Origin of the sequence: Arthrobacter sp. KBS0702, assembly GCF_005937985.2 — a bacterium.
GTDB lineage: Bacteria > Actinomycetota > Actinomycetes > Actinomycetales > Micrococcaceae > Arthrobacter.
The window spans coordinates 3260402-3278234 of the sequence record NZ_CP042172.1 but is presented as its reverse complement, the minus strand read 5'-3'; the positions used below and the strand labels follow the sequence as shown (position 1 = coordinate 3278234).

Genomic DNA, 17833 nt, shown 5'->3' with positions numbered 1-17833 from the left:
CGCAGAAGGCACACCCCTACAGCCGGTTCGGATCCTCGGCGTACATCTGCAGGCGGATTTCCAAGGCCTCGGTCATATGGCGGGCGGCGATGTCGCAGGCCGTCGTTGCGTCGCCGGCCTCGATCGCGGCAACCAGGGCCTCGTAGTCGGCCAGGACTGCGTCCCAACGGCCCGGGTGGGTGAGGGTGGTCAGGGTATAACGGCGGACCTGCTGGTCCAGGCCTGTCAGCAGCCGCATGAGGGACGGGCTGTGGGCCGCGGCCCAGATCAGGCCGTGGAACTCCCGGTTTGCCTCGGCCAAGGCTGGCCCGTCGGCCGGGTCCAACGCCCGCATGCTCTGGTACTTGGCCCGCAGCAGCCGGACGTCCAGGTCCGTCCGCTTGCGCGCCGCCTTAGCCGCGGCCGCTTCTTCCAGCACGATCCGCGACTCATAAATGTCGACGATTTCCTCGGCCGTGTGGGTGCGGACCGCCAGGACCTTGCCGCGCCGCTCCAGCAGGCCATCCTGCTCCAGCCGCTGCAACGCCTCGCGGACGGGAGTGCGGGACGCGCCGTACCGCTCCGTTAGCTTGACCTCGGTGAGGGTCTCCTCCGGCGTGATCGCCGAACTCAGGATGTCCTCCCGCAGGCGGCTGTAGACCGACTTCTCCAACACCACGCACGCTCCTCATCGGGGCCCGGATCTGACATCCACGGGCAACCATCCGGGTTTTCATCACCCAGCTCGCAGTATACATTTGCATTCAATCGCGGCGCCGGAGCCCCGGCGACCGCGCTCAGCACCACCGAAGGAGCATCCATGCCCGCCGAGATCCTGCTGGTCCACGGAAGCATGCTCGGCGCATGGTGCTGGGAGGAGACCATCGCCGAGCTCGCCGCCCTGGGCACGGAGGCTGCCGCGTTTGACCTTCCCGGCCACGGAAATGACGAAACCCCGCGCGGCTCGGTGACCGTGGCCGACTACGTTGCCGCCGTCGTCGAGCGCCTGGACGCTGCCCCGGGACCCGTGGTCCTCGCCGGGCACAGCATGGCCGGGTACCCGATCGCGGCCGCGGCCGTGAAGCGCCCGGACAAGGTCCGGCACCTGGTCTATTTCAGCGCCCAGGCCCGCAAACCCGGCCAGTCCTGGGCGGACACCCTGGACCCCGCCATCCGCGAGACCTACGAGCGGGAAGCCGCGGCGCGGGGGGACGGCAGTTACGTAGTTCCCGAAACAGTGGTGGCCTCCCGCTGGCTCTCCTCGCTGGACCGGGAGGACCCCGCGGTCCGGGCCATCCGATCTCGGCTCACCCCGCAGCCCGCCGGGCCGCTCTTCGAACCATGGACCCTGACCGCCGGCGCCCTGGACGGCGTCCCCGTGACCTACCTCTGGCCCGAGGAGGACCGGCAAAACACCGAACGGCGAATGCGCATGTCCCTGTCCAACCTCCCTGCCGCCACCCGGCTGGTCACCATCAGCGGCGACCACTGCGCCATGCTGACCAACCCGAAGGTCGCCGCGGCAGCCCTCCACGACGTCGCCGCCGGGTACCGAAACTAGGCACCCGACGGCGGTGACGGCAACGGCTCAGGCGACTGAGCCGGCCCTCCTGCCGAACACCGCGCCGGCCGCGAGGCCGCTGCCGCCCGGGTAGTTGCCGCTGAACAACCCGCCCAGCGCTTCGCCGCAGGCCAGCAAGCCCGGGACGGGGGCGCCGTCGTTGTTCAAGACGCGCCCGAAGGTGTCCGTCTTCAGCCCGCCGAACGTGAAGGTCACCCCGCACGTGACGGGGAAGGCGTAAAACGGAGCCGTCTCCAGCGCCAACGCCCAGTTGCTCTTGGGCGGCACCACGGCCGCCGCCCTCCTGTCCTTGACGTTGGGGTCGAACGCCCGTCCGGTATCGATGGCGGCGTTGTAGCCGGCAACCGTGCGTTCCAGCCCCGCCGGGTCGATGCCCGCACGCTCGGCCAGGGTGGCCAGGTCATCGGAGACGATGACCGAGACGCCGGGCATCTCGTACTCCTCGGCGCGGAGCATGGGCCGGGTGGTGGCGTCGAACAGCTGGTACGCCACGGCTCCGGGCTGCTGCAGAATGTCCCGGCCGTAACGGGCGTAGGTGTAGTTGCGGAAGTCGGCGCCCTCGTCCACGAAGCGCTCGCCCGCCTGGTTCACCACGATGCCCAGCGGGTATCCGCCGCGGGTGAGCTGGTTGGTCAGCTCATAGTTGCTCTCGTTCTCCGCGAACCCGGCGTCCCAGGCCACGCTGTGGCAGGTGGACCAGTCCCCGCCCTGCGCCGCGCCCGCGTCCAGGGCCGAGCGGATCATCTCGCCGGTGTTCCCCGGGGCGCCGCGGACCTTCGCGTTCTGCCAGCCCTCGCCAAGGTAGCGGCGCCGCATCTCGGGGTTGGCCTCGAAGCCGCCGGAGGCCAGGATGACGGAACCGGCCCGCACCTCTTTCTCCACGCCGTCGCCGTCGCGGAACCTCGCGCCCACAACGCGCTCATCCTCGACGATCAGCCCCGTCGCGGCGTGGCCGTAGCGGACGCCGACGCCGGCGCGTTCGGCCGCCGCCGCGTGGTCCTCCATCAGGCCCTTGCCGCCGCCGACGTTGCCGATGTGCAGGCCGCCCCAGAACAGGAACGATCCGTCCGGCCGGCTGTAGGCCTGGCGTTCGTACATCAGCCGGTACTTCAGCCCCTGCCGCTGCAGCCAGCGCAGGGTCCCGTGGCTCTCCTCCACCAGCACCCGGGAAAGCTCGGGATCGTTACGTCCGCCCGAGACTTTGTCCAGGTCCGCCAGGTAGTCCTCCTGCGTGTACGGCGGGACCTCGGTGACGGTGTGCCGCTCGTCGGGTTCGACGACGTCGGCCAGGTCTTCCAGCCCGCCGTGCGGGATGCGGGTGGCGCCCGCGGTGTAATAGCTGTTGCCGCCGGCGCGGTCCTTCTCCGCCTTCTCCAGCAGCAGCACCGAGCGGCCGTTTTCGGCCGCGGCCAGTGCCGCCGTGAATCCGGCGTTGCCGCCGCCTACCACCAGAACGTCGACGTTCGCGATCATTGTTTTAGCTCCTGTCTATGAATGGATACGAATGTATACAATAGAATGCAAAGTGACAAGAGGGTGCTGGAAGATGACGCGAACGGCGCCTTGAGCGTTCTGTAAACGCAGCAGGGAGCTCGACCGTATCCGGCCGAGCTCCCTGCTGATCCAGTCGCGCCGCCGCTATGGGCGCGCTGTGGTCAGTTGGTTTTGGCGATGAAGACGTCGCACGGTGCGTTGTGGGCGACCGTGTTGGCCACGCTGCCCAGAACCCTTCCCAGACCCTGCATTCGGCGGTTTCCCACGACGATGATCTTCGCTTCGAGGCGTTCGGCCTCGCTGACGAGGACCTCGTGGGGCTTCCCGTGCGCGGCGGTGTACGTGGTGGAGACGCCCGATGCGCCCAGCAGCAATGCCACGCGCTGCGCCACTTTAGTCGCCTGCTCGGAGTCGGAGACGGTCCAGTCCTCGCCCGCGATTTCCACTACTTCGGTCTTGTCGCTCGCGTACGCCGTGACGACATTGAGGGTTGCGCCCATGGCCGAGGCCAGGTCCGCAGCGGTACGCGCGGCCCGCATGGCTGTTTCTGATCCGTCGACGCCGACGATGACGATGCCTGACACTGGTCGAACTCCTTCTTTAGTCACTCATGGCGGTGCTCCCGGATGCCCCGCGGGCACCGGGTGACCTGCAGGGGTTTACGGCGCAGGGATCTCCTGTGCGTCGATGTACATCTCGATCCGGATGTTCTTGGCAACTTCCAGGTGGGCACTGGCGATCTTGCCGGCCCGCTCTGCATCGCGGTCGCGGATGGCGGCCACCAGTTCCTCGTGTTCCTTCAGGACCTGGTTCCAGCGGGCCGGCGTGGCCAGGGTGGTGCCGGGGTAGCGGATGAAGTGGACCAGGATGCGGTCGAGCAGATCCAGCAGCGCGGCGCTGTGGCTCGCTGCCCAGATGCGCTCGTGGAAGGTGCGGTTCACGGCGGCCAGCTGGGCCGCGGTGGCCTCCTCGAACTTCAGGTCCACCATGCTCTGATGGGCGCGCTCGATCAGCATCAGGTCCATGTCCGTGTGCCGGAGGGCTGCCGTCTTGGCGGCGGCTTCCTCCAGGAAAGATCGCACCTCGTAGAGGTCCAGCATCTCCTCGGGCCGGTACTCACGGACCTGCATTCGGGAGCCGATCCGCTCCACGAGGCCCTCGGTTTCCAGGCGGCGCAGGGCTTCCCGGATAGGGGTGCGGGACACGTTGTACTTCTTGGCGAGCGCGGTCTCCACCAGCTGGGCCTTCGGCGGGAGCTCCTGGGCAATGATCGCGTTGCGAATCATCAGGTACGGACTCATGAGTGCCGGATTGCTCATCGCTGGTCTTCTCCTCGTGGCAGCCAAAGTTGTGAACATCAGGCGGTCCTGATTGAACTCACCATACAGTCGATGACCATTTTAACACACGGTATACATTCGCCGCGTTCAGTAAACATCGGTCGAGGGGCGGCGTGGGGCAAATGTCACGGTTCGGTAACGAGTGTGTGCCAGCCCACATCTTTGTTGATCATTTCCAGCAAACGGTATACATTCGAGCAAAAGCGCGGACAATTTCTTGAAACTGTACCGAAAGTCATGCAACGATCGACCGGTACCAATGACGGTACGCAGTCAGTATTGAGGAGACACCATGACCAGCCCTACCGGCACGGTCCAATTGGGGGAACCGGAATCCCCCCTCGCATCGGTAACCCAGGTGCCGGCGGCCCTGGTTCGCGGCGGGACCAGCAAGTGCTGGATCTTCCGCCAGAGCGACCTGCCGGCGGAAACCGCGGACGTTGAACGGCTCCTGATCCGTACCTTCGGCTCACCCGACCTGCGCCAGATCGACGGCGTCGGCGGCGCGTCCTCCACCACCAGCAAGGCGATCATCGTGGACGACCTGGCGGCGGCGGACGGCGTTGTGAACTACCGCTTCGCCCAGGTGGCGATCGACAACCCTTCGGTGGAGTGGGACAGCAACTGCGGCAACTGCGCCACCGGCCTGGGCCTGTACGCGCTGCACGCCCGGTTGGTGGCACCGGCCGACGGCGTCTCCCGGGTCACGATCGTCAATACGGTCACCGGGCTCAGCCTGGTCTGCGAGGTTCCCACCCCCGGACGGGAAGTCCCCACCTACGGCGCGCGGCAGATCCCGGGGCAGTACTACCCGGGAGTGCCGGTGGACATCATCTTCGAGAGCAGCAGCTGGACCAGCTTTGAGGCGGAGATGCCCACCGGCAACCCCATCGACGAGGTCACCGTCCAGGGCCGCACCTTCCACGCCACCCTGATCGACGCCGGAGCGCCGGCGGCGCTTTTCGATCCCCGCGACTTCGGCTTCACCGGCCAGGAAAGCGCGGAAGAACTCGAGCAATTGGTCGATCTGGCCCCGGCACTGCGGGCCGCCGCCGCCAAGGTCATGGGCATCCCCAGCCACCTGACCTCCATCCCGAAGGTGGGCATTGTGGGCCCGCCGCCGGCGGGGGAGAAGGGCGTCTCCGCACGGATGATCTCGATGGGCGCCCTGCACCCGGCCATCGGCCTGACCAGCGCCGTCGCCATCGCCGCCGCCTACGGACGCGCCGGTTCCGTCGTCGCGAACGCTGCGGTGAGTAACACCGAAAGCACAGGCCACGACGGCGGCGACACCTTGGCGATCCATCTCCTGAACGGTGCCACCAGGACGGCACTGGACGCAGCGGTTCCCACCAAAGTCGCATTCCAACGGTCCGCCAGGGTCATCAGCGAAGGAACAGTGCTCGTCCCCGGCGACTGACCGGGCGGCAGGCTTACATTCACAAGGACGTGTCATGAAAATCAGCATCCAGAATTTGCAGCTCAAGTACGGCGACTTCGTCGCCATCGAGAACCTCAACCTAGACATCGGCGACGGCGAGGCCCTGGTTCTCCTAGGCCAGTCCGGCTGCGGCAAGACCAGCACCATGCGCTGCCTTGCCGGCCTGGAAGAACCCAGCTCCGGCCGGATCATCATCGACGACGTCGTGGTGTTCGATTCGGAAAAGGGCATCAACCTGCCGCCGAACAAGCGCAACGTCGGCATGGTCTTCCAGTCCTACGCAGTGTGGCCGCACATGACGGTCTTCCAGAACGTCGCGTACTCCCTGAAGCTGCAGCGGCTCTCCAAGGCCGAAACGCAGGACCGGGTGATGGAAGTGCTCACTATGGTGGGCCTGGAAAAGTTCGCGGACCGCGGCGCCAGCCTCCTCAGCGGCGGCCAGATGCAGCGCGTGGCCCTGGCCCGCAGCCTGGTGATGCGCCCCAGCGTCCTGATGCTCGACGAACCGCTCTCCAACCTGGACGCCCGGCTCCGCGACCGCCTCCGCGTGGAACTCCGTGAAATCCAGCTGCGCCTCGGCCTGACCTGCGTTTACGTCACCCACGACCAGCACGAGGCCTTCGCCCTGGCGGACCGCATCGCCCTGCTCCAGGGCGGAAAGATCGTCCAGATCGGCGGCCCGCGGGAAATGTACGAGACCCCGGCCAGCGCCTCGATCGCCCACTTCCTGGGTGTCTCCAACGTCATGGACTGTGAATCGGTGCCCGCCCCGGACGGCTCAGCCACCGCCAAGGTTGCCGGCCACGGCCTCACCATCCACTCCGCCCAGCGCGCTGCCGCGGCGCCGCAGCAGATGAAGGTCTGCATGCGCGCCGAAGACCTCCAGATCAGCTCCCGGCCCACGACGGCGACCAACGCCTGGCAGGGGAAAGTCATGGTGGCCGGCTTCCAGGGCAACGACGTGCGCTACGCCGTCGAACTGGAGGGCGGCCTGGAACTGGACGCCCTCGGCACCATCAAGCGGGGCGAACAGCACGAGGTCGGGGACTCGGTCTGGGTCAGCATCGACCCGTCGCAGGTCCAGATCCTCCCGGCGGAGGTGCTCGTATGAGTCTCAAGACGCCGCTGGCGGACCCCGTCGTCACGGCCAGCCCCGCCCCCGTCGCCTCACGCGGCACCAAGGCGCTGGGGAACCTGCGCAAGAGCACCCCCGCCATGATCATCATCGCGATCCTGGCCGTCCTGGTGCTCCTGCCGCTGGCCCTGGTGCTGCTGGCGGCGTTCTCCGACGCCGTTCCCCGCCCGGGCAACATCTCCCTGGGCGGGCTGACGCTGGACAACCTGATCCTTCTGGCCAGCCCGGAAGCCCTGGGGGCGCTGGGCAACTCGCTCATGGTGGGCGCCGGGTCGGCCGTGGTGGCACTGGTCATCGGGGCGTTCCTGGCCTTCGTCTGTGCCCGCACCGACGCGCCGCTGCGGAAGTTCATCTTCTTCATCGGCATGGCCCCGATGTTCATCCCGGCGCTCGTCGGTGCCCTGGCCTGGTCGCTGCTGTCCTCCCCGAGCGCCGGCTACCTGAACATCCTGCTCCGTGACCTCGGCATCGACTTCATCATCAACATCTACAGCCTGCCGGGGCTGATCTTCGTACTCGGGATCTTCTACGCCCCTTACGCGTTCCTGCTGATGCACAGCTCGCTGTCCATGATGAACGCGGACCTCGAGGAGGCCGCCACCGTCCACGGGGCCACCCTGAAGACCATGCTGCGCACCGTCACGCTGCCGCTGGCACTTCCGGCCGTCCTCGGGTCCGCGATCCTCGTCTTCGCCCTGACCATGGAGAACTTCCCGGTGGCCCAGGTGATCGGCAACCCGGCCGGCATCGACACCCTTCCCACCTACATTTACCGCCTGATGAGCTCGACGCCGGCCAAGAGCAACCAGGCGGCCAGCATCGCCATCGTCCTGACGGCTGCCCTGCTGATCATCACCGTGGTCCAGCAGCGCATCATCAACAAGCGCAAGTTCACCACGGTGACGGGCAAGGGCAACCGGCCGCGCCAGGTCCCGCTGCGGAAGCTGCGCTGGCCGTTCACCATCATCGCCCTCGCCTACTTCGCAGTCGCCGTCGTCCTCCCGATGCTTGCGCTGCTCGCAGCGTCCATGCAGGCCACCCCGTTCGTGGCCTCCATCTCCCAGCTCTTCGAGACAGGGGCGATGAGCTTCGCCAAGCTCGCCGACGTGCTCGGATCCCACGATTTCCAGCTCGCACTGCGCAACAGCGTGATGGTGGCCCTCCTGGCCGCGATCGCGGGCACCACGCTCAGCTTCATCGCCTCCTACGTCCGCTACCGGACCAAGTCGCGCCTCGGCCAGCTGATCGAGCTGATCGCGATGACGCCGCTGGCGGTTCCCGCGATCGTTATGGGCATCGGCCTGCTGTGGACCTGGCTGCTGCTGCCGGTTCCGGTCTACGGAACGCTGGCGATCCTGGCGATCGCCTGCGTGGCGGTCTTCCTGCCGCAGGGTTACCGGGGCATCTCGGCGTCGATGCTACAGATGGACCAGGACCTGGAGGACAGCGCCGTCATGCTCGGCGCCCGGCGGGCCAAGGCGATCGTCTCGGTCACCCTCCCGCTGATGCGCGTCGGCATCACGTCCTCGTTCCTGCTGTTCCTCATGCTCTCGATGAGGGAGCTCAGCGCCTCGATTTTCCTCTTCACCTCCAACACCCGCATCCTCTCGATCCTGGTGTTCGACAACTTCGACAACGGGCAGAGCCAGGCGGCTGCGGCCGTCAGTGTTCTGTACATCGTCGTGATCGCCGTGCTGGCGGTGATCGCCCAGAAGGTGGGCGCCGACCGCAAGCTCGGCGCCAAGTAACGCTTCCCAAACCACACCATTTGAAAGGGTCTAAACAATGAAGTTAGCGTCCAAAATCCCCCTGCTCGGCCTCGGCGTCGTTCTCTCGCTGAGCATGGCCGCCTGCGGCGGCTCCGCCCAGGGCAACAGCGTGGTCACCGCCACGGCGGAGGTGAAGACCGACGACGGCCTGGTCATCAACGGCGAAAACATCGCGGACAAGGCCACCTATGACAAGGCCAAGACCCAGACCCTGAGCCTGTACTCCGGCTACACCGAATCCTCCGAGAGCGCCCTGGTGGCGGCCTTCACCAAGGACACGGGTATTAAGGTCAACGTGGTGCGCCTGACGCCGAACAAGCTCGCCGAGCGCGTCCAGTCCGAGCAGGGAGCCGGCAAGCTGGGGGCGGACGTCATCCGCACCTCCGACTACCGGATCGCCAAGACCTTGGAGGACGCGAAGGTCTGGAAGGCCTACGACGTGCCGGGCGCCTCGCAGTTCAAGGACGTCTCGATCGACGGCGGCCAGTTCACCCGCATGTTCAACTCCGTCTACACGCTGGGCTACAACACCCAGCTGGTCAAGGAAGCGGACGCCCCGAAGTCGTGGGCCGATGCCGTCAGCGGCAAATGGCAGGGCAAGCTGGGCATCGTCCAGGGCGGCTCCGGCGGCAGCACCGCCTCCTTGAGCCGGTTCATGGAGTCGAAGATGGGCCAGGACTACTTCGCCAAGTACGCGGCGCAGAAGCCCACCATCTATGACTCCCTTGGCGCCGAGGCCACCGCGCTGGCCCGCGGCGAGGTGGCGGTGGGAACCGTGACCATCAGCGGCACCAACATCTCCGCCGTGCAGGACAAGGCCCCGGTGAAGTTCATTGTTCCGGACGAGGGACTCGTGGCCTACGACTACTACCTCGGCATGGCCGGGTCCGCCACGAACGTTGAGGCGGCCAAGGTGTTCATGAACTACAACCTGTCCAAGCAGGGCCAGAAGGTTTTCGCACAGCTGGGCGAATACCCGGCCCGCACCGACGTTGAGCCGCCCACCATCATGGGCATCAAGCTGCCGGCCGCCGACTCCGGCAAGGTCTATCGGATGGCGAACTCCGACGCGACCACGTTCGGCAAGGACGACCTGGCCAAGTGGAACAAGGTCTTCGGCTACAGCAAGTAACCCGCAAGCTGCCCGTGCCCTGAGGGCCCGGGCAACGGACCGCAGTGGGGCGGCGAATGATGGTCACCGGGACCATCGCCTATTCGCAACGTGCGCCGCCCCGCTGCACCAACCCGATCCGCGAGCGTCCGGCTCAAACCCCGTAACTAATCCCCACAAACTCCCGCGCCGGATAAGCTCTACCAAGCCGCTGCAGTCACGCTCCGTCGCCGAGCAAGGGCTTCGGGTCCGCCCCTGCGTGGGCCGGCCGACGATAGCGCAGTAAATGACTGTCTCGCAGTAGCCGTTCTCAAGGAGGAGACCAAGGTGACTAAGACCGCGCAGCGCACTGCTGCTCCTGTGGGCGACGCCTCCGGCAAACGTCCGCAGCGTACTGCCCCCCGCCGTCTTATCCTGCTGATGGCTGCGAGCGCGCTCGCTGTCTTGGCTCTGGTTTTCCTCGTGCTCGGCGGAGGCGACTTCCAGCCTGCGTCCGCCGTGACACCGGAGGGGACCATGACCGCGGTCCAGATCATTCCCCTCGTCATCCTCGTCGTGATGTTTGTCGTCGCTACTAAGTGGCCGTTGAACATCGGCGTCATGGGGCTGGTCGCATCGTTCGGCGTCGGGTACTTCATGCTCGGCATGACCGACAAGGAGATCCTGGCGGAGTTCCCCGCCAGCATTGTCCTGACCATCATCGGGGTGACCTATTTCTTCAGCATGGCCCAGCGGAACGGCACCATCGACATCATCGTGCAATCCTGCGTGCGCCTCGTCCGGGGCAAGACCATGCTCTTGCCGTGGGTGTTTTTTCTTATTGCTGCCGCGTTGACGTCGCTGGGTACTTTTTCTCCCGCCGCTGTCGCGCTACTGGCACCGGCGGCCCTGGGTTTTGCCTACGAATCGCGCGTCCATCCCGTGCTGATGGGCGCGTTCGTCATCAACGGAGCCCATGCTGGCGGCTTTTCCCCGTTGTCCGTGGCCGGTGTGTTGGTACACGACGTCGCGCTGAAGAACGGCTTCCCTATTTCCCAAGGGGCACTCTTCACGGCGAGCTTCGCCCTCAACCTCATTCTCTCCGTCCTCACCATTGCCGTGTTCGCCCTCCTGGGCAGGCTGCGCGACGGTGAGAACGGCCAACATGCGGATCTCGACACAACCCGTACCGGCCGGCCCCACGGCCAGCAGATCCTTACCCTCGTGCTGATCGCCATCATTCTGGTGTGCACCCTTGGGTTCCACTTGCCGATCGGCTTTGTCGCCCTTTCTGCCGGCCTCCTGCTGGCCTTGGTCAACATCAAGGAACACCAGACGTTCATCGGCGGCATCTCCTGGTCCACGGTCCTACTCGTGGCTGGCATGATCACCTATGTCTCCCTGCTCCAGCACGTGGGCGTCATCGACACGCTTGCCAAACAGGCCTTGGCCCTGGGCGCGCCACTGCTCGTGGCACTTGTCCTCTGCTACGTGATCGGTGTCGGCTCGGCCTTCGCCTCCTCCACGGCGCTGCTGACAGCGTTCATCCCCCTCGCCGGTCCCCTCCTGGCCAGCAGTTCGTTGAGTGCTTCCGGAACAGTCGCGGCGCTGGCTATTGCTGCCACAGTTGTGGATGTCTCCCCGTTCTCCACTGACGGTGCGCTCGTGGTGGCCAACGCAAGCGAGAGCGACCGGCAGCGCGTCTACCGCCAGCTCATGGCCTACGCCGGCGCAGTCGTGCTGGTCGGCCCGGCGCTTGCCTGGGGACTGCTGGTACCGACCGGCATTATGTAGTCGTTGCTGTGACGGCTCCCAGATGGCCACGGATGGGCATGGTGCGTGCTGCAGGACACGTGGCTGTTCGGCGGGACCATCCGGGACAACATCGCCTACGGCCGGCCGGATGCTTCCGAGACGGAGATCCTGGACGAGGCAACGTCCTCCGTGGATACCCGGACCGAGGTGCTGGTGCAGAAGGCGGTGAGCGCGCTGCGCTCGGACCGGACGTCCTTCGTGATCGCGCACCGGCTCTCCACCATCCGCGACGCCGACCTCATCCTGGTGATGGAGGCCGGCCAGATCGTGGAGCACCGCTTGCCGGCGGATCACCGACCAAAAAGGCAGCGGCCTGCGGCGAACGTGGCCGTGACATTCCAGTCGGGGTCGAAGAGAGCAAGGTCGGCTTCGTATCCCGGCGACAGTAGACCCAGTTTGTCCTGCAGGTTTAGCATCCGGGCTGGAGTAAGAGTCAACGCCTCAACTACGACATTCGGGTCAATGTCGTTGCCAATCGCTAGCCGCAGCGCCTTATCGAGCGTGAGCATAGAACCGGCCAGCGTGTTTGTTCCTGCCAGCACAGCCCTGCCATCGCCGGCTTCGACCCTCAGATCGCCGAGTTCATAGGATCCATCCGGTGCGCCTGCTGCTGCCATGGCGTCGGAAATGAGCATCACGCGTCCGGGTGCGAGCCGGAACACCATGGCGGCCACTCGGGGATGGACATGGATTCCGTCCAGGATGAGTTCCATATATGCGCTTTGATCCAGGGCAGCGATAATGGGACCCGGTTCTCGGTGGTGGATCCCGGGCATGGCGTTGAAGGTGTGGGTCAGCATCGTCGCGCCGGCCTCGAAAGCCGCCAGGGACGTTTCGTAGCTTGCCTCGGTGTGTCCGATCGAGACGCTGACACCGGCCCGCGAAAACTCTCTGATCGCCTCGAAAGCTCCCGGCTGGTCCGGATCAATGGTGACCTGCCGCAGTGTTCCACGGGCGACCTCGATGAGCTGGCTGATGTTGCTGTCGGCCGGTGCAACCAGATGTTGCGCGTTATGGGCGCCTCTCCGCCCCCTGGCAAGAAACGGCCCTTCCAAGTGGCTGCCCAGAACCAGCGGCGAGGTATCTGCGAGTTCAGCAACCACCTTGAGGTTGGTCATGAGCTCGGGTACGGGGTTGGCCACAAAACTCACGACGGCGCGCGTGGTCCCGTGGGCATGGTGGGCTGCCAAGGCAGCCATGATGGCCTGTGGCCCGTGTTCATTGCTGTGCGTGCCGCCTCCGTGAAAATGGACGTCGATAAAGCCGGGCGTGACGTAGCCGCCCCGCCCATCCACCACGGCCTTCCACGGGACAGAGGCAGCCTGCCATGAAGAGCCCTGACCCATGTCCTGAATTCGGCCTGAGACCACGCTAATCCACGCGTTCTCAATGGTTTTTGTGGCGTCGATGGCCGTGATGTTGTGGATGACGAAGGGTCCGTCGTCGCTGCGGGAAGGTCCATCTTTCATTGACGTGCCTTATTTTCTGCCGGTCGTTCCGGCGGTCGGGGCGTTTTATGGAATATCAGGGGTGCAATAAGGGCCGTCAGAAGGGCAGACGTCACTAGGACCCAGGGGGCTCCGGGGTGCGGGGTGACAGTGAGGAGCGCCGCCGGTATGCCTGCCCCGCCTGCCGCGCCGCAGGCGACCAGCAGCCCCACCGCCTTCTTTGCGTCGTGGACCTCTATCCGGGAGAGCCCGATTCCGAGAACCAGTGAGTACGTAGGGCCGAGCCCTGCGATGGCCACGCCTGTCGCGACCAACGCCACCGCCGGTTGTTCCTGCCTGAGAATTCCCGCTCCAGCAAAACACACGGCAGCCAGGGTGCACGTGAAGGCAAGGAGCGCTGACGGCGTCACTGATGACTTGAGTGTGAACCACGCCGCGTAGCGGCCAGCGGCCATCAGCACCCAAAAAACGGAAGTGCCTGCCGCAGCCGTGCGGGGGTCCAAAGCCAGGGCTTCCGCCGCGATCACTGCTGACCAGCCAGCGAATATTGTTTCGATTCCGACATAAATGAAGAGGGCTGCCGCTACGGGAGCCAGCAGAAGGACCCAGGAAATTGAGGGGGCCGGCGCCGGGGCTCGGGTGCGGATGCCACGGTCCGCATGCTCTCCGAGATGTCGTTTTGGCCCGAGGAACTGAAAGAGGACCGTAGCCACGTGGACAAGCGCAGTCGAGGCCAACAGAGGGGCAGGGCTCGCACCGAGTATGCCGGAGACGATAAACAGCGGTCCGGCGGCGGCGACGAGGGCAACGGTCCCGGTGAGGGCTGACAACAATCGCGCTGCCCTGTCGCCGGCAACGACACGGGCCAGCACGCTGCCACTGGCTTCGCACAAACCGAATCCGACTCCGGCGGCCGACGCCCACATACCGAAGGCAGACCTGTCTGGTGCGAGGGCGATGGCAATGAGAGCGGCGGCTTGAAGGACCGATCCGGCGCAGAGGACGGCTCGCGCGGAAGTTGCCCTCAGCAGTATTGCGGAGAGCAGCACCCCTGCCATCAGCCCGAAGAAGAGTGCAGGAGCGACGCCAAGGTATTCCGATAACGATGCGTTGGAGTTGTGGGCGGTAAGGGGAATGATCGCTGGGATTACGGAGGCAGTGCCGCCCAGGCCCGCGAAGGCAGTGAACAGCCCTACACTGGACGTCCACTGTGGCGGCCTCCCCGAGTTGAGGCTCAGTCCCTTTGCCTTTGGAACGCGCGCCCGAAGTGCGTCGTCGCCAGGTTTACTGTGGACCATTGCAGTAGGGCCTTCCGTTTATGTGCCGGCCTTGACAGCAGGGATCGCGGCGAGGAGTTCCCGGGTGTAGTCAGCTTGGGGGCGGTCGAAGATGTCCGATGGGCTGCCGCTTTCAACGATTTTGCCGTGCTGCATGACGTGGACGGCGTGGGAAATCATCCGGACGACGGCGAGGTCGTGACTGATGAAGAGGTAGCTTACGTTCAGCTCTCTTTGCAGCTCCGCGAGCAGGTCCAGCGTTTGGGCTTGGACGAGAACATCCAAAGCGGAGACAGCCTCATCGAGCACGACGAGTTCGGGGGAGAGCGCCAAGGCGCGGGCGATCGCAACGCGTTGCCTCTGACCTCCGGAGAGCTCGTGGGGCAGTCGCTCCGCATGAGCTGCCGGCAGGGCGACTTGGTCCAGCAGCTCAAGGCACCGCTTACGGCGTGCGCCCTTGGTGCCGACGCGGTGCACGCGAAGGGGCTCGGTAATTGATTCAGCGATGGTGTAGCGAGGGTCAAGGGAAGCGTAGGGGTTTTGAAATACCGGCTGGACCCGGCGGCGGAAAGCGAAGAGCTCCCGTCTGCCCAGGGTTGCTACGTCGGTTCCGTCAAAGAGGATCTGCCCAGCGCTGATGTCCTCAAGGCCGAGCATGAGGTTCGCAGTTGTCGATTTCCCGGATCCTGACTCCCCGACAATCGAGACAGTTTTGCCACGTGGGATGCTGAAGCTGATGTCGTCGACCGCGGTGAACGCTGTGCCCGTCTTGCCACTGGAACCACGGATGGTGAAGGTCTTGCTTAGGTTGCGGACGTCGACAATGGTGTCCTCGGCTTCTTCGGTCGTGCGCACGGCGCCGCCCGCCGGGGTTTCCATGACGAGGCTCCGGGAAGTCAGGCTGGGCGCAGCCTGGAGAAGGCGTTTGGTGTAGTCATCCTGGGGGTTGTTCAGGATGTTGGTTGCGGGGCCCGATTCGACGATCTGTCCCTGCCGCATGACCACGATGGAGTCCGCGCGTTCGGCGGCCAGTGCGAGGTCGTGGGTGATGAGCAATACGGCCGTGTCCATCTGGGCTGTCAGCTCTCCAAGCCGGTCGAGGATGCGTCTCTGCACCGTAACGTCAAGTGCTGAAGTCGGCTCGTCGGCAATCAGGAGCCGAGGACGGCAGGCCAGCCCGATTGCTATCAGGACCCGCTGGCGCATGCCGCCGGAGAATTCGTGCGGGTATTGGCTCAGCCTGCGCTCCGGCTGCGGGATGCCGACCATGTTGAGGAGCTCGATGACTTCCTCCCGCCCGCCGGTGCCCAGGGGGCGGCCGTGGACTTCCAGCGCCTCTGCAATCTGGTCTCCGATTCGCATGAGCGGATTCAGATTGGACATCGGGTCCTGGGGAACGAACCCGATTTTGGCCCCGCGGATCGCCAACATTTCCCGGGGGGAGGCGTCGGCGAGGTTCGCGCCGTCGAAGTAGATGTCGCCCCCGGTTATCTGCCCGTTGGAGGGAAGCAGCCGGTTGACGGCTGCTGCGGTCGTGGACTTTCCCGACCCGGATTCGCCAACGACGGCGACGGTTTGTCCTGGGAAGACGTCCAGGGACACGTCGCGGACCACTGTCTGGCGCCGTGCTCTTGTGCCGAATGCGACCGAAAGATTCTTTATGGAAAGGACCGGGGAAGGGGCAGACATAGCCTGTTTCTCTCTGTTGCTGGGCTGCGGGAAGCTCGGGGCGGAGTTTGACGCTGTGCGGGCCTTCATGGGCTCAGTCGCTCAATCTCTTCGCCTGCCGTTTGGAGGAGTTCTGTCCACAACACGTCTGTCGCGACGGGAGTGTCATTCACGAGGAGGCGGTTACTTGCCAGCGCCAGTGCTATGCCTCGTTCAGGAACAAAGCCGACGGCGCACCCGACGTAACCTGGATGGCCAAGCACCGTGTATGACTCATCGCCGACCTGCATCTGGTATCGGCGGAATCCCAGGGACTGTCCGGCGTCGGGTCCGGGCGCAAAGAACTCTGCGACGACGGATGCGCGCCACAATGTTTCATGGTCCTCGTAGGCGGCCAACGCGGCACCGAAACGGAGCAGGTCCGGGACCGTGGAGAACAAGCCCGCGTGTCCGGATACTCCGCCGAACGCGTGGTGGGCGTTGCCGTCAGCGACCTCGCCGTGTACCGGCCGGAGCCGCCAGCCCGCGAAGTCGGTGCTGTGGAAAGGGACCTCGTAGGGAACGTTCGAATCGATCATGGTCGCTTCGATCCGGTCGTCCCGGGCACCGGTCGCCACGTCCGCGCCAGCCGGTCGCGCGTATTGCGTTGAGGTGAGCCGGAGCGGCCGGTGGATGAGTTCCTCAGCAGCTGACGCGAGATCCAAACCCGCGGCTCTGGCCACGATGCGTCCGAGAAGTATGAAGCCCAGATCGGAGTAGTGGCGGGCGGCGCCCGGTTTGAACCGCAGTGGGAGTGTCTCGACGAGGCGGTGAGCTTCTTCGGGGTCAGTAGTCACCGCGTACAGCGGGTACCACTCCTTCAGCCCGCCCCGATGGAGGAGCAGGTCGCGTATGGTGACAGTCTCCCGGCCGCCGCCGGCGAATCCTGGGAGATAGCGTTTTACCGGGTCCTCGAGGCGAACGAGCCCGTCGGACACCAGCCGGATCAGACAGGCGGTCGTCGCCAGCACCTTGCTGACTGAGGCCATGTCGTGGTGGGTGTCTACGGTCATGGGGTCAACTCCCAGCCGCACGCCATCAATCCACGTGGCTGTTCGAAAGCCTGCCGAAACAATGGTGGAAAATCGGGCGTTCTGCACTCCCAAGGTGACCCCGACAGGGGACTGCGCGCCCGGAGACGCATCAAGCGCCGATGTGACCATGCGGCTTGCAGCCTGCATCATGTCCGTCATGGCGTGGGTCCTTCGTCAGGCTCGGAAACCGCTGCAAGCGGCCCAGCCGCGGGGGAGAGCGTCTTCGTCAGCGTCAACACCGGTTCGCCGAAGTCATAGCGGGTCTCACCGTTCTGGTGAGCGGCCTTCCACCCGTGATGACAGTAGAAGGCAATGGATGGTGCGTTTCGGGCGAACACATATAGGCTCGCCGATTTTGCTCCTTTCCTCGTCAAAGCCTCCTCCGCAGTCCGGAGGAGCCGGGAGCCCAAACCGGCGCCCTGGGCGGATGGGTCGACGTAGAGCGACCAGATGGTCCCCCGGTCCCCGTCGCCGGCGAGACCGTAACGTACAACCCCGCAGGCAGCGCTTTCCTCGCCACCGCTCGCGACCATGATTTCGTCCGGCTCTACCCGGTCTGCAAACGCTTCACTCCACAACCGGAGGGCACGTTCGTCAGTCATCTGCTGGACGGCGCTCGCGGGAAGGACATGCGCGTAGGGGCCGCGCCAGCAGGCGAGGAAGACTCCTACGATCGCTTCAATGTCCTTGGCCGTCGCGCAGCGCATGGTGTGGGTCATGGT

At 65.4% G+C, this 17833-nt stretch carries 15 protein-coding genes and 1 pseudogene; 7 read left to right on the top strand and 9 right to left on the bottom strand.

Translation table 11 applies throughout. The annotated features are described in order from the left end of the window. Positions 1–16 precede the first annotated feature (16 nt). Complete coding sequence (locus tag FFF93_RS15150; protein WP_261375183.1) at positions 17–658, bottom strand: GntR family transcriptional regulator; 642 nt, start codon at positions 656–658, stop codon at positions 17–19. 141 nt (positions 659–799) lie between these two features. Here FFF93_RS15150 and FFF93_RS15145 point away from each other — a divergent pair, with 141 nt between their 5' ends. Beyond that, on the top strand, positions 800–1540 hold the full coding sequence (locus FFF93_RS15145) for an alpha/beta fold hydrolase (protein WP_138768188.1): 741 nt from the start codon (positions 800–802) through the stop codon (positions 1538–1540). Between the two features lie 27 nt (positions 1541–1567). Here FFF93_RS15145 and tcuA read toward each other — a convergent pair whose 3' ends face one another. The 3 genes from tcuA to FFF93_RS15130 all read right to left on the bottom strand — a co-directional run bounded on the left by tcuA (position 1568) and on the right by FFF93_RS15130 (position 4374). Continuing rightward, entirely contained in the window at positions 1568–3034 is a 1467-nt protein-coding gene (tcuA, locus tag FFF93_RS15140; protein ID WP_138768189.1) for an FAD-dependent tricarballylate dehydrogenase TcuA, read from the bottom strand. 182 nt (positions 3035–3216) lie between these two features. Beyond that, positions 3217–3639, bottom strand: a complete 423-nt coding sequence (locus FFF93_RS15135) for a universal stress protein (RefSeq protein ID WP_138768190.1) — start codon at positions 3637–3639, stop codon at positions 3217–3219. Positions 3640–3714: 75 nt separating this feature from the next. After that, a complete protein-coding gene (locus FFF93_RS15130; RefSeq protein ID WP_261375182.1) occupies positions 3715–4374 on the bottom strand; it encodes a GntR family transcriptional regulator in 660 nt (219 codons plus the stop codon). Between the two features lie 313 nt (positions 4375–4687). Between FFF93_RS15130 and FFF93_RS15125 the strand changes: the two genes are divergently transcribed. From FFF93_RS15125 to FFF93_RS17275, 6 genes and pseudogenes are all read left to right on the top strand, one after another. Beyond that, entirely contained in the window at positions 4688–5815 is a 1128-nt protein-coding gene (locus FFF93_RS15125; protein ID WP_138768191.1) for a PrpF domain-containing protein, read from the top strand. A 34-nt stretch (positions 5816–5849) separates the two neighbouring features. Beyond that, positions 5850–6947, top strand: a complete 1098-nt coding sequence (locus tag FFF93_RS15120) for an ABC transporter ATP-binding protein (RefSeq protein WP_138768192.1) — start codon at positions 5850–5852, stop codon at positions 6945–6947. Continuing rightward, positions 6944–8719, top strand: coding sequence for an iron ABC transporter permease (locus FFF93_RS15115; protein ID WP_138768193.1), 1776 nt, complete (start codon positions 6944–6946; stop codon positions 8717–8719). The genes FFF93_RS15120 and FFF93_RS15115 overlap by 4 nt, the downstream gene beginning before the upstream one ends. Positions 8720–8756: 37 nt before the next feature. After that, positions 8757–9872: an ABC transporter substrate-binding protein gene (locus FFF93_RS15110; protein WP_138768194.1), complete on the top strand. Its 1116-nt coding sequence runs from the start codon at positions 8757–8759 to the stop codon at positions 9870–9872. A 306-nt stretch (positions 9873–10178) separates the two neighbouring features. Next, positions 10179–11624, top strand: coding sequence for an SLC13 family permease (locus FFF93_RS15105; protein WP_138768195.1), 1446 nt, complete (start codon positions 10179–10181; stop codon positions 11622–11624). 126 nt (positions 11625–11750) lie between these two features. Beyond that, positions 11751–11936 (top strand): annotated as a pseudogene (locus tag FFF93_RS17275) (permease); the annotation flags it as partial. Here the strand turns inward: FFF93_RS17275 and nagA are convergent. The 5 genes from nagA to FFF93_RS15075 all read right to left on the bottom strand — a co-directional run bounded on the left by nagA (position 11936) and on the right by FFF93_RS15075 (position 17830). After that, the gene (nagA, locus tag FFF93_RS15095; protein WP_138768196.1) at positions 11936–13114 is read right to left on the bottom strand and encodes an N-acetylglucosamine-6-phosphate deacetylase; all 1179 of its coding nucleotides are present in this window, start codon (positions 13112–13114) and stop codon (positions 11936–11938) included. The pseudogene FFF93_RS17275 and the gene nagA sit on opposite strands and share 1 nt — an antisense overlap. Beyond that, entirely contained in the window at positions 13111–14391 is a 1281-nt protein-coding gene (locus FFF93_RS15090; protein WP_138768197.1) for a sugar MFS transporter, read from the bottom strand. The genes nagA and FFF93_RS15090 overlap by 4 nt, the downstream gene beginning before the upstream one ends. 18 nt (positions 14392–14409) lie before the next feature. Continuing rightward, the gene (locus FFF93_RS15085; protein WP_138770338.1) at positions 14410–16059 is read right to left on the bottom strand and encodes an ABC transporter ATP-binding protein; all 1650 of its coding nucleotides are present in this window, start codon (positions 16057–16059) and stop codon (positions 14410–14412) included. 65 nt (positions 16060–16124) lie between these two features. Beyond that, positions 16125–17270: a serine hydrolase gene (locus tag FFF93_RS15080; protein WP_138768198.1), complete on the bottom strand. Its 1146-nt coding sequence runs from the start codon at positions 17268–17270 to the stop codon at positions 16125–16127. Then, positions 17267–17830 carry a GNAT family N-acetyltransferase gene (locus FFF93_RS15075; protein ID WP_138768199.1) on the bottom strand — a complete coding sequence of 188 codons (564 nt, stop codon included), beginning with the start codon at positions 17828–17830 and terminating at the stop codon, positions 17267–17269. The genes FFF93_RS15080 and FFF93_RS15075 overlap by 4 nt, the downstream gene beginning before the upstream one ends. Positions 17831–17833: the final 3 nt, after the last annotated feature.

Excerpts from the sequence above, each read along its gene's own strand:
- FFF93_RS15145 (WP_138768188.1), top strand. The coding sequence starts at position 800 with ATGCCCGCCGAGATCCTGCTGGTCCACGGAAGCATGCTCGGCGCATGG.
- tcuA (WP_138768189.1), bottom strand. The coding sequence starts at position 3,034 with ATGATCGCGAACGTCGACGTTCTGGTGGTAGGCGGCGGCAACGCCGGA.
- FFF93_RS15130 (WP_261375182.1), bottom strand. The coding sequence starts at position 4,374 with ATGAGCAATCCGGCACTCATGAGTCCGTACCTGATGATTCGCAACGCG.
- FFF93_RS15125 (WP_138768191.1), top strand. The coding sequence starts at position 4,688 with ATGACCAGCCCTACCGGCACGGTCCAATTGGGGGAACCGGAATCCCCC.
- FFF93_RS15120 (WP_138768192.1), top strand. The coding sequence starts at position 5,850 with ATGAAAATCAGCATCCAGAATTTGCAGCTCAAGTACGGCGACTTCGTC.
- FFF93_RS15115 (WP_138768193.1), top strand. The coding sequence starts at position 6,944 with ATGAGTCTCAAGACGCCGCTGGCGGACCCCGTCGTCACGGCCAGCCCC.
- FFF93_RS15110 (WP_138768194.1), top strand. The coding sequence starts at position 8,757 with ATGAAGTTAGCGTCCAAAATCCCCCTGCTCGGCCTCGGCGTCGTTCTC.
- nagA (WP_138768196.1), bottom strand. The coding sequence starts at position 13,114 with ATGAAAGATGGACCTTCCCGCAGCGACGACGGACCCTTCGTCATCCAC.
- FFF93_RS15090 (WP_138768197.1), bottom strand. The coding sequence starts at position 14,391 with ATGGTCCACAGTAAACCTGGCGACGACGCACTTCGGGCGCGCGTTCCA.
- FFF93_RS15085 (WP_138770338.1), bottom strand. The coding sequence starts at position 16,059 with ATGTCTGCCCCTTCCCCGGTCCTTTCCATAAAGAATCTTTCGGTCGCA.
- FFF93_RS15080 (WP_138768198.1), bottom strand. The coding sequence starts at position 17,270 with ATGACGGACATGATGCAGGCTGCAAGCCGCATGGTCACATCGGCGCTT.
- FFF93_RS15075 (WP_138768199.1), bottom strand. The coding sequence starts at position 17,830 with ATGACCCACACCATGCGCTGCGCGACGGCCAAGGACATTGAAGCGATC.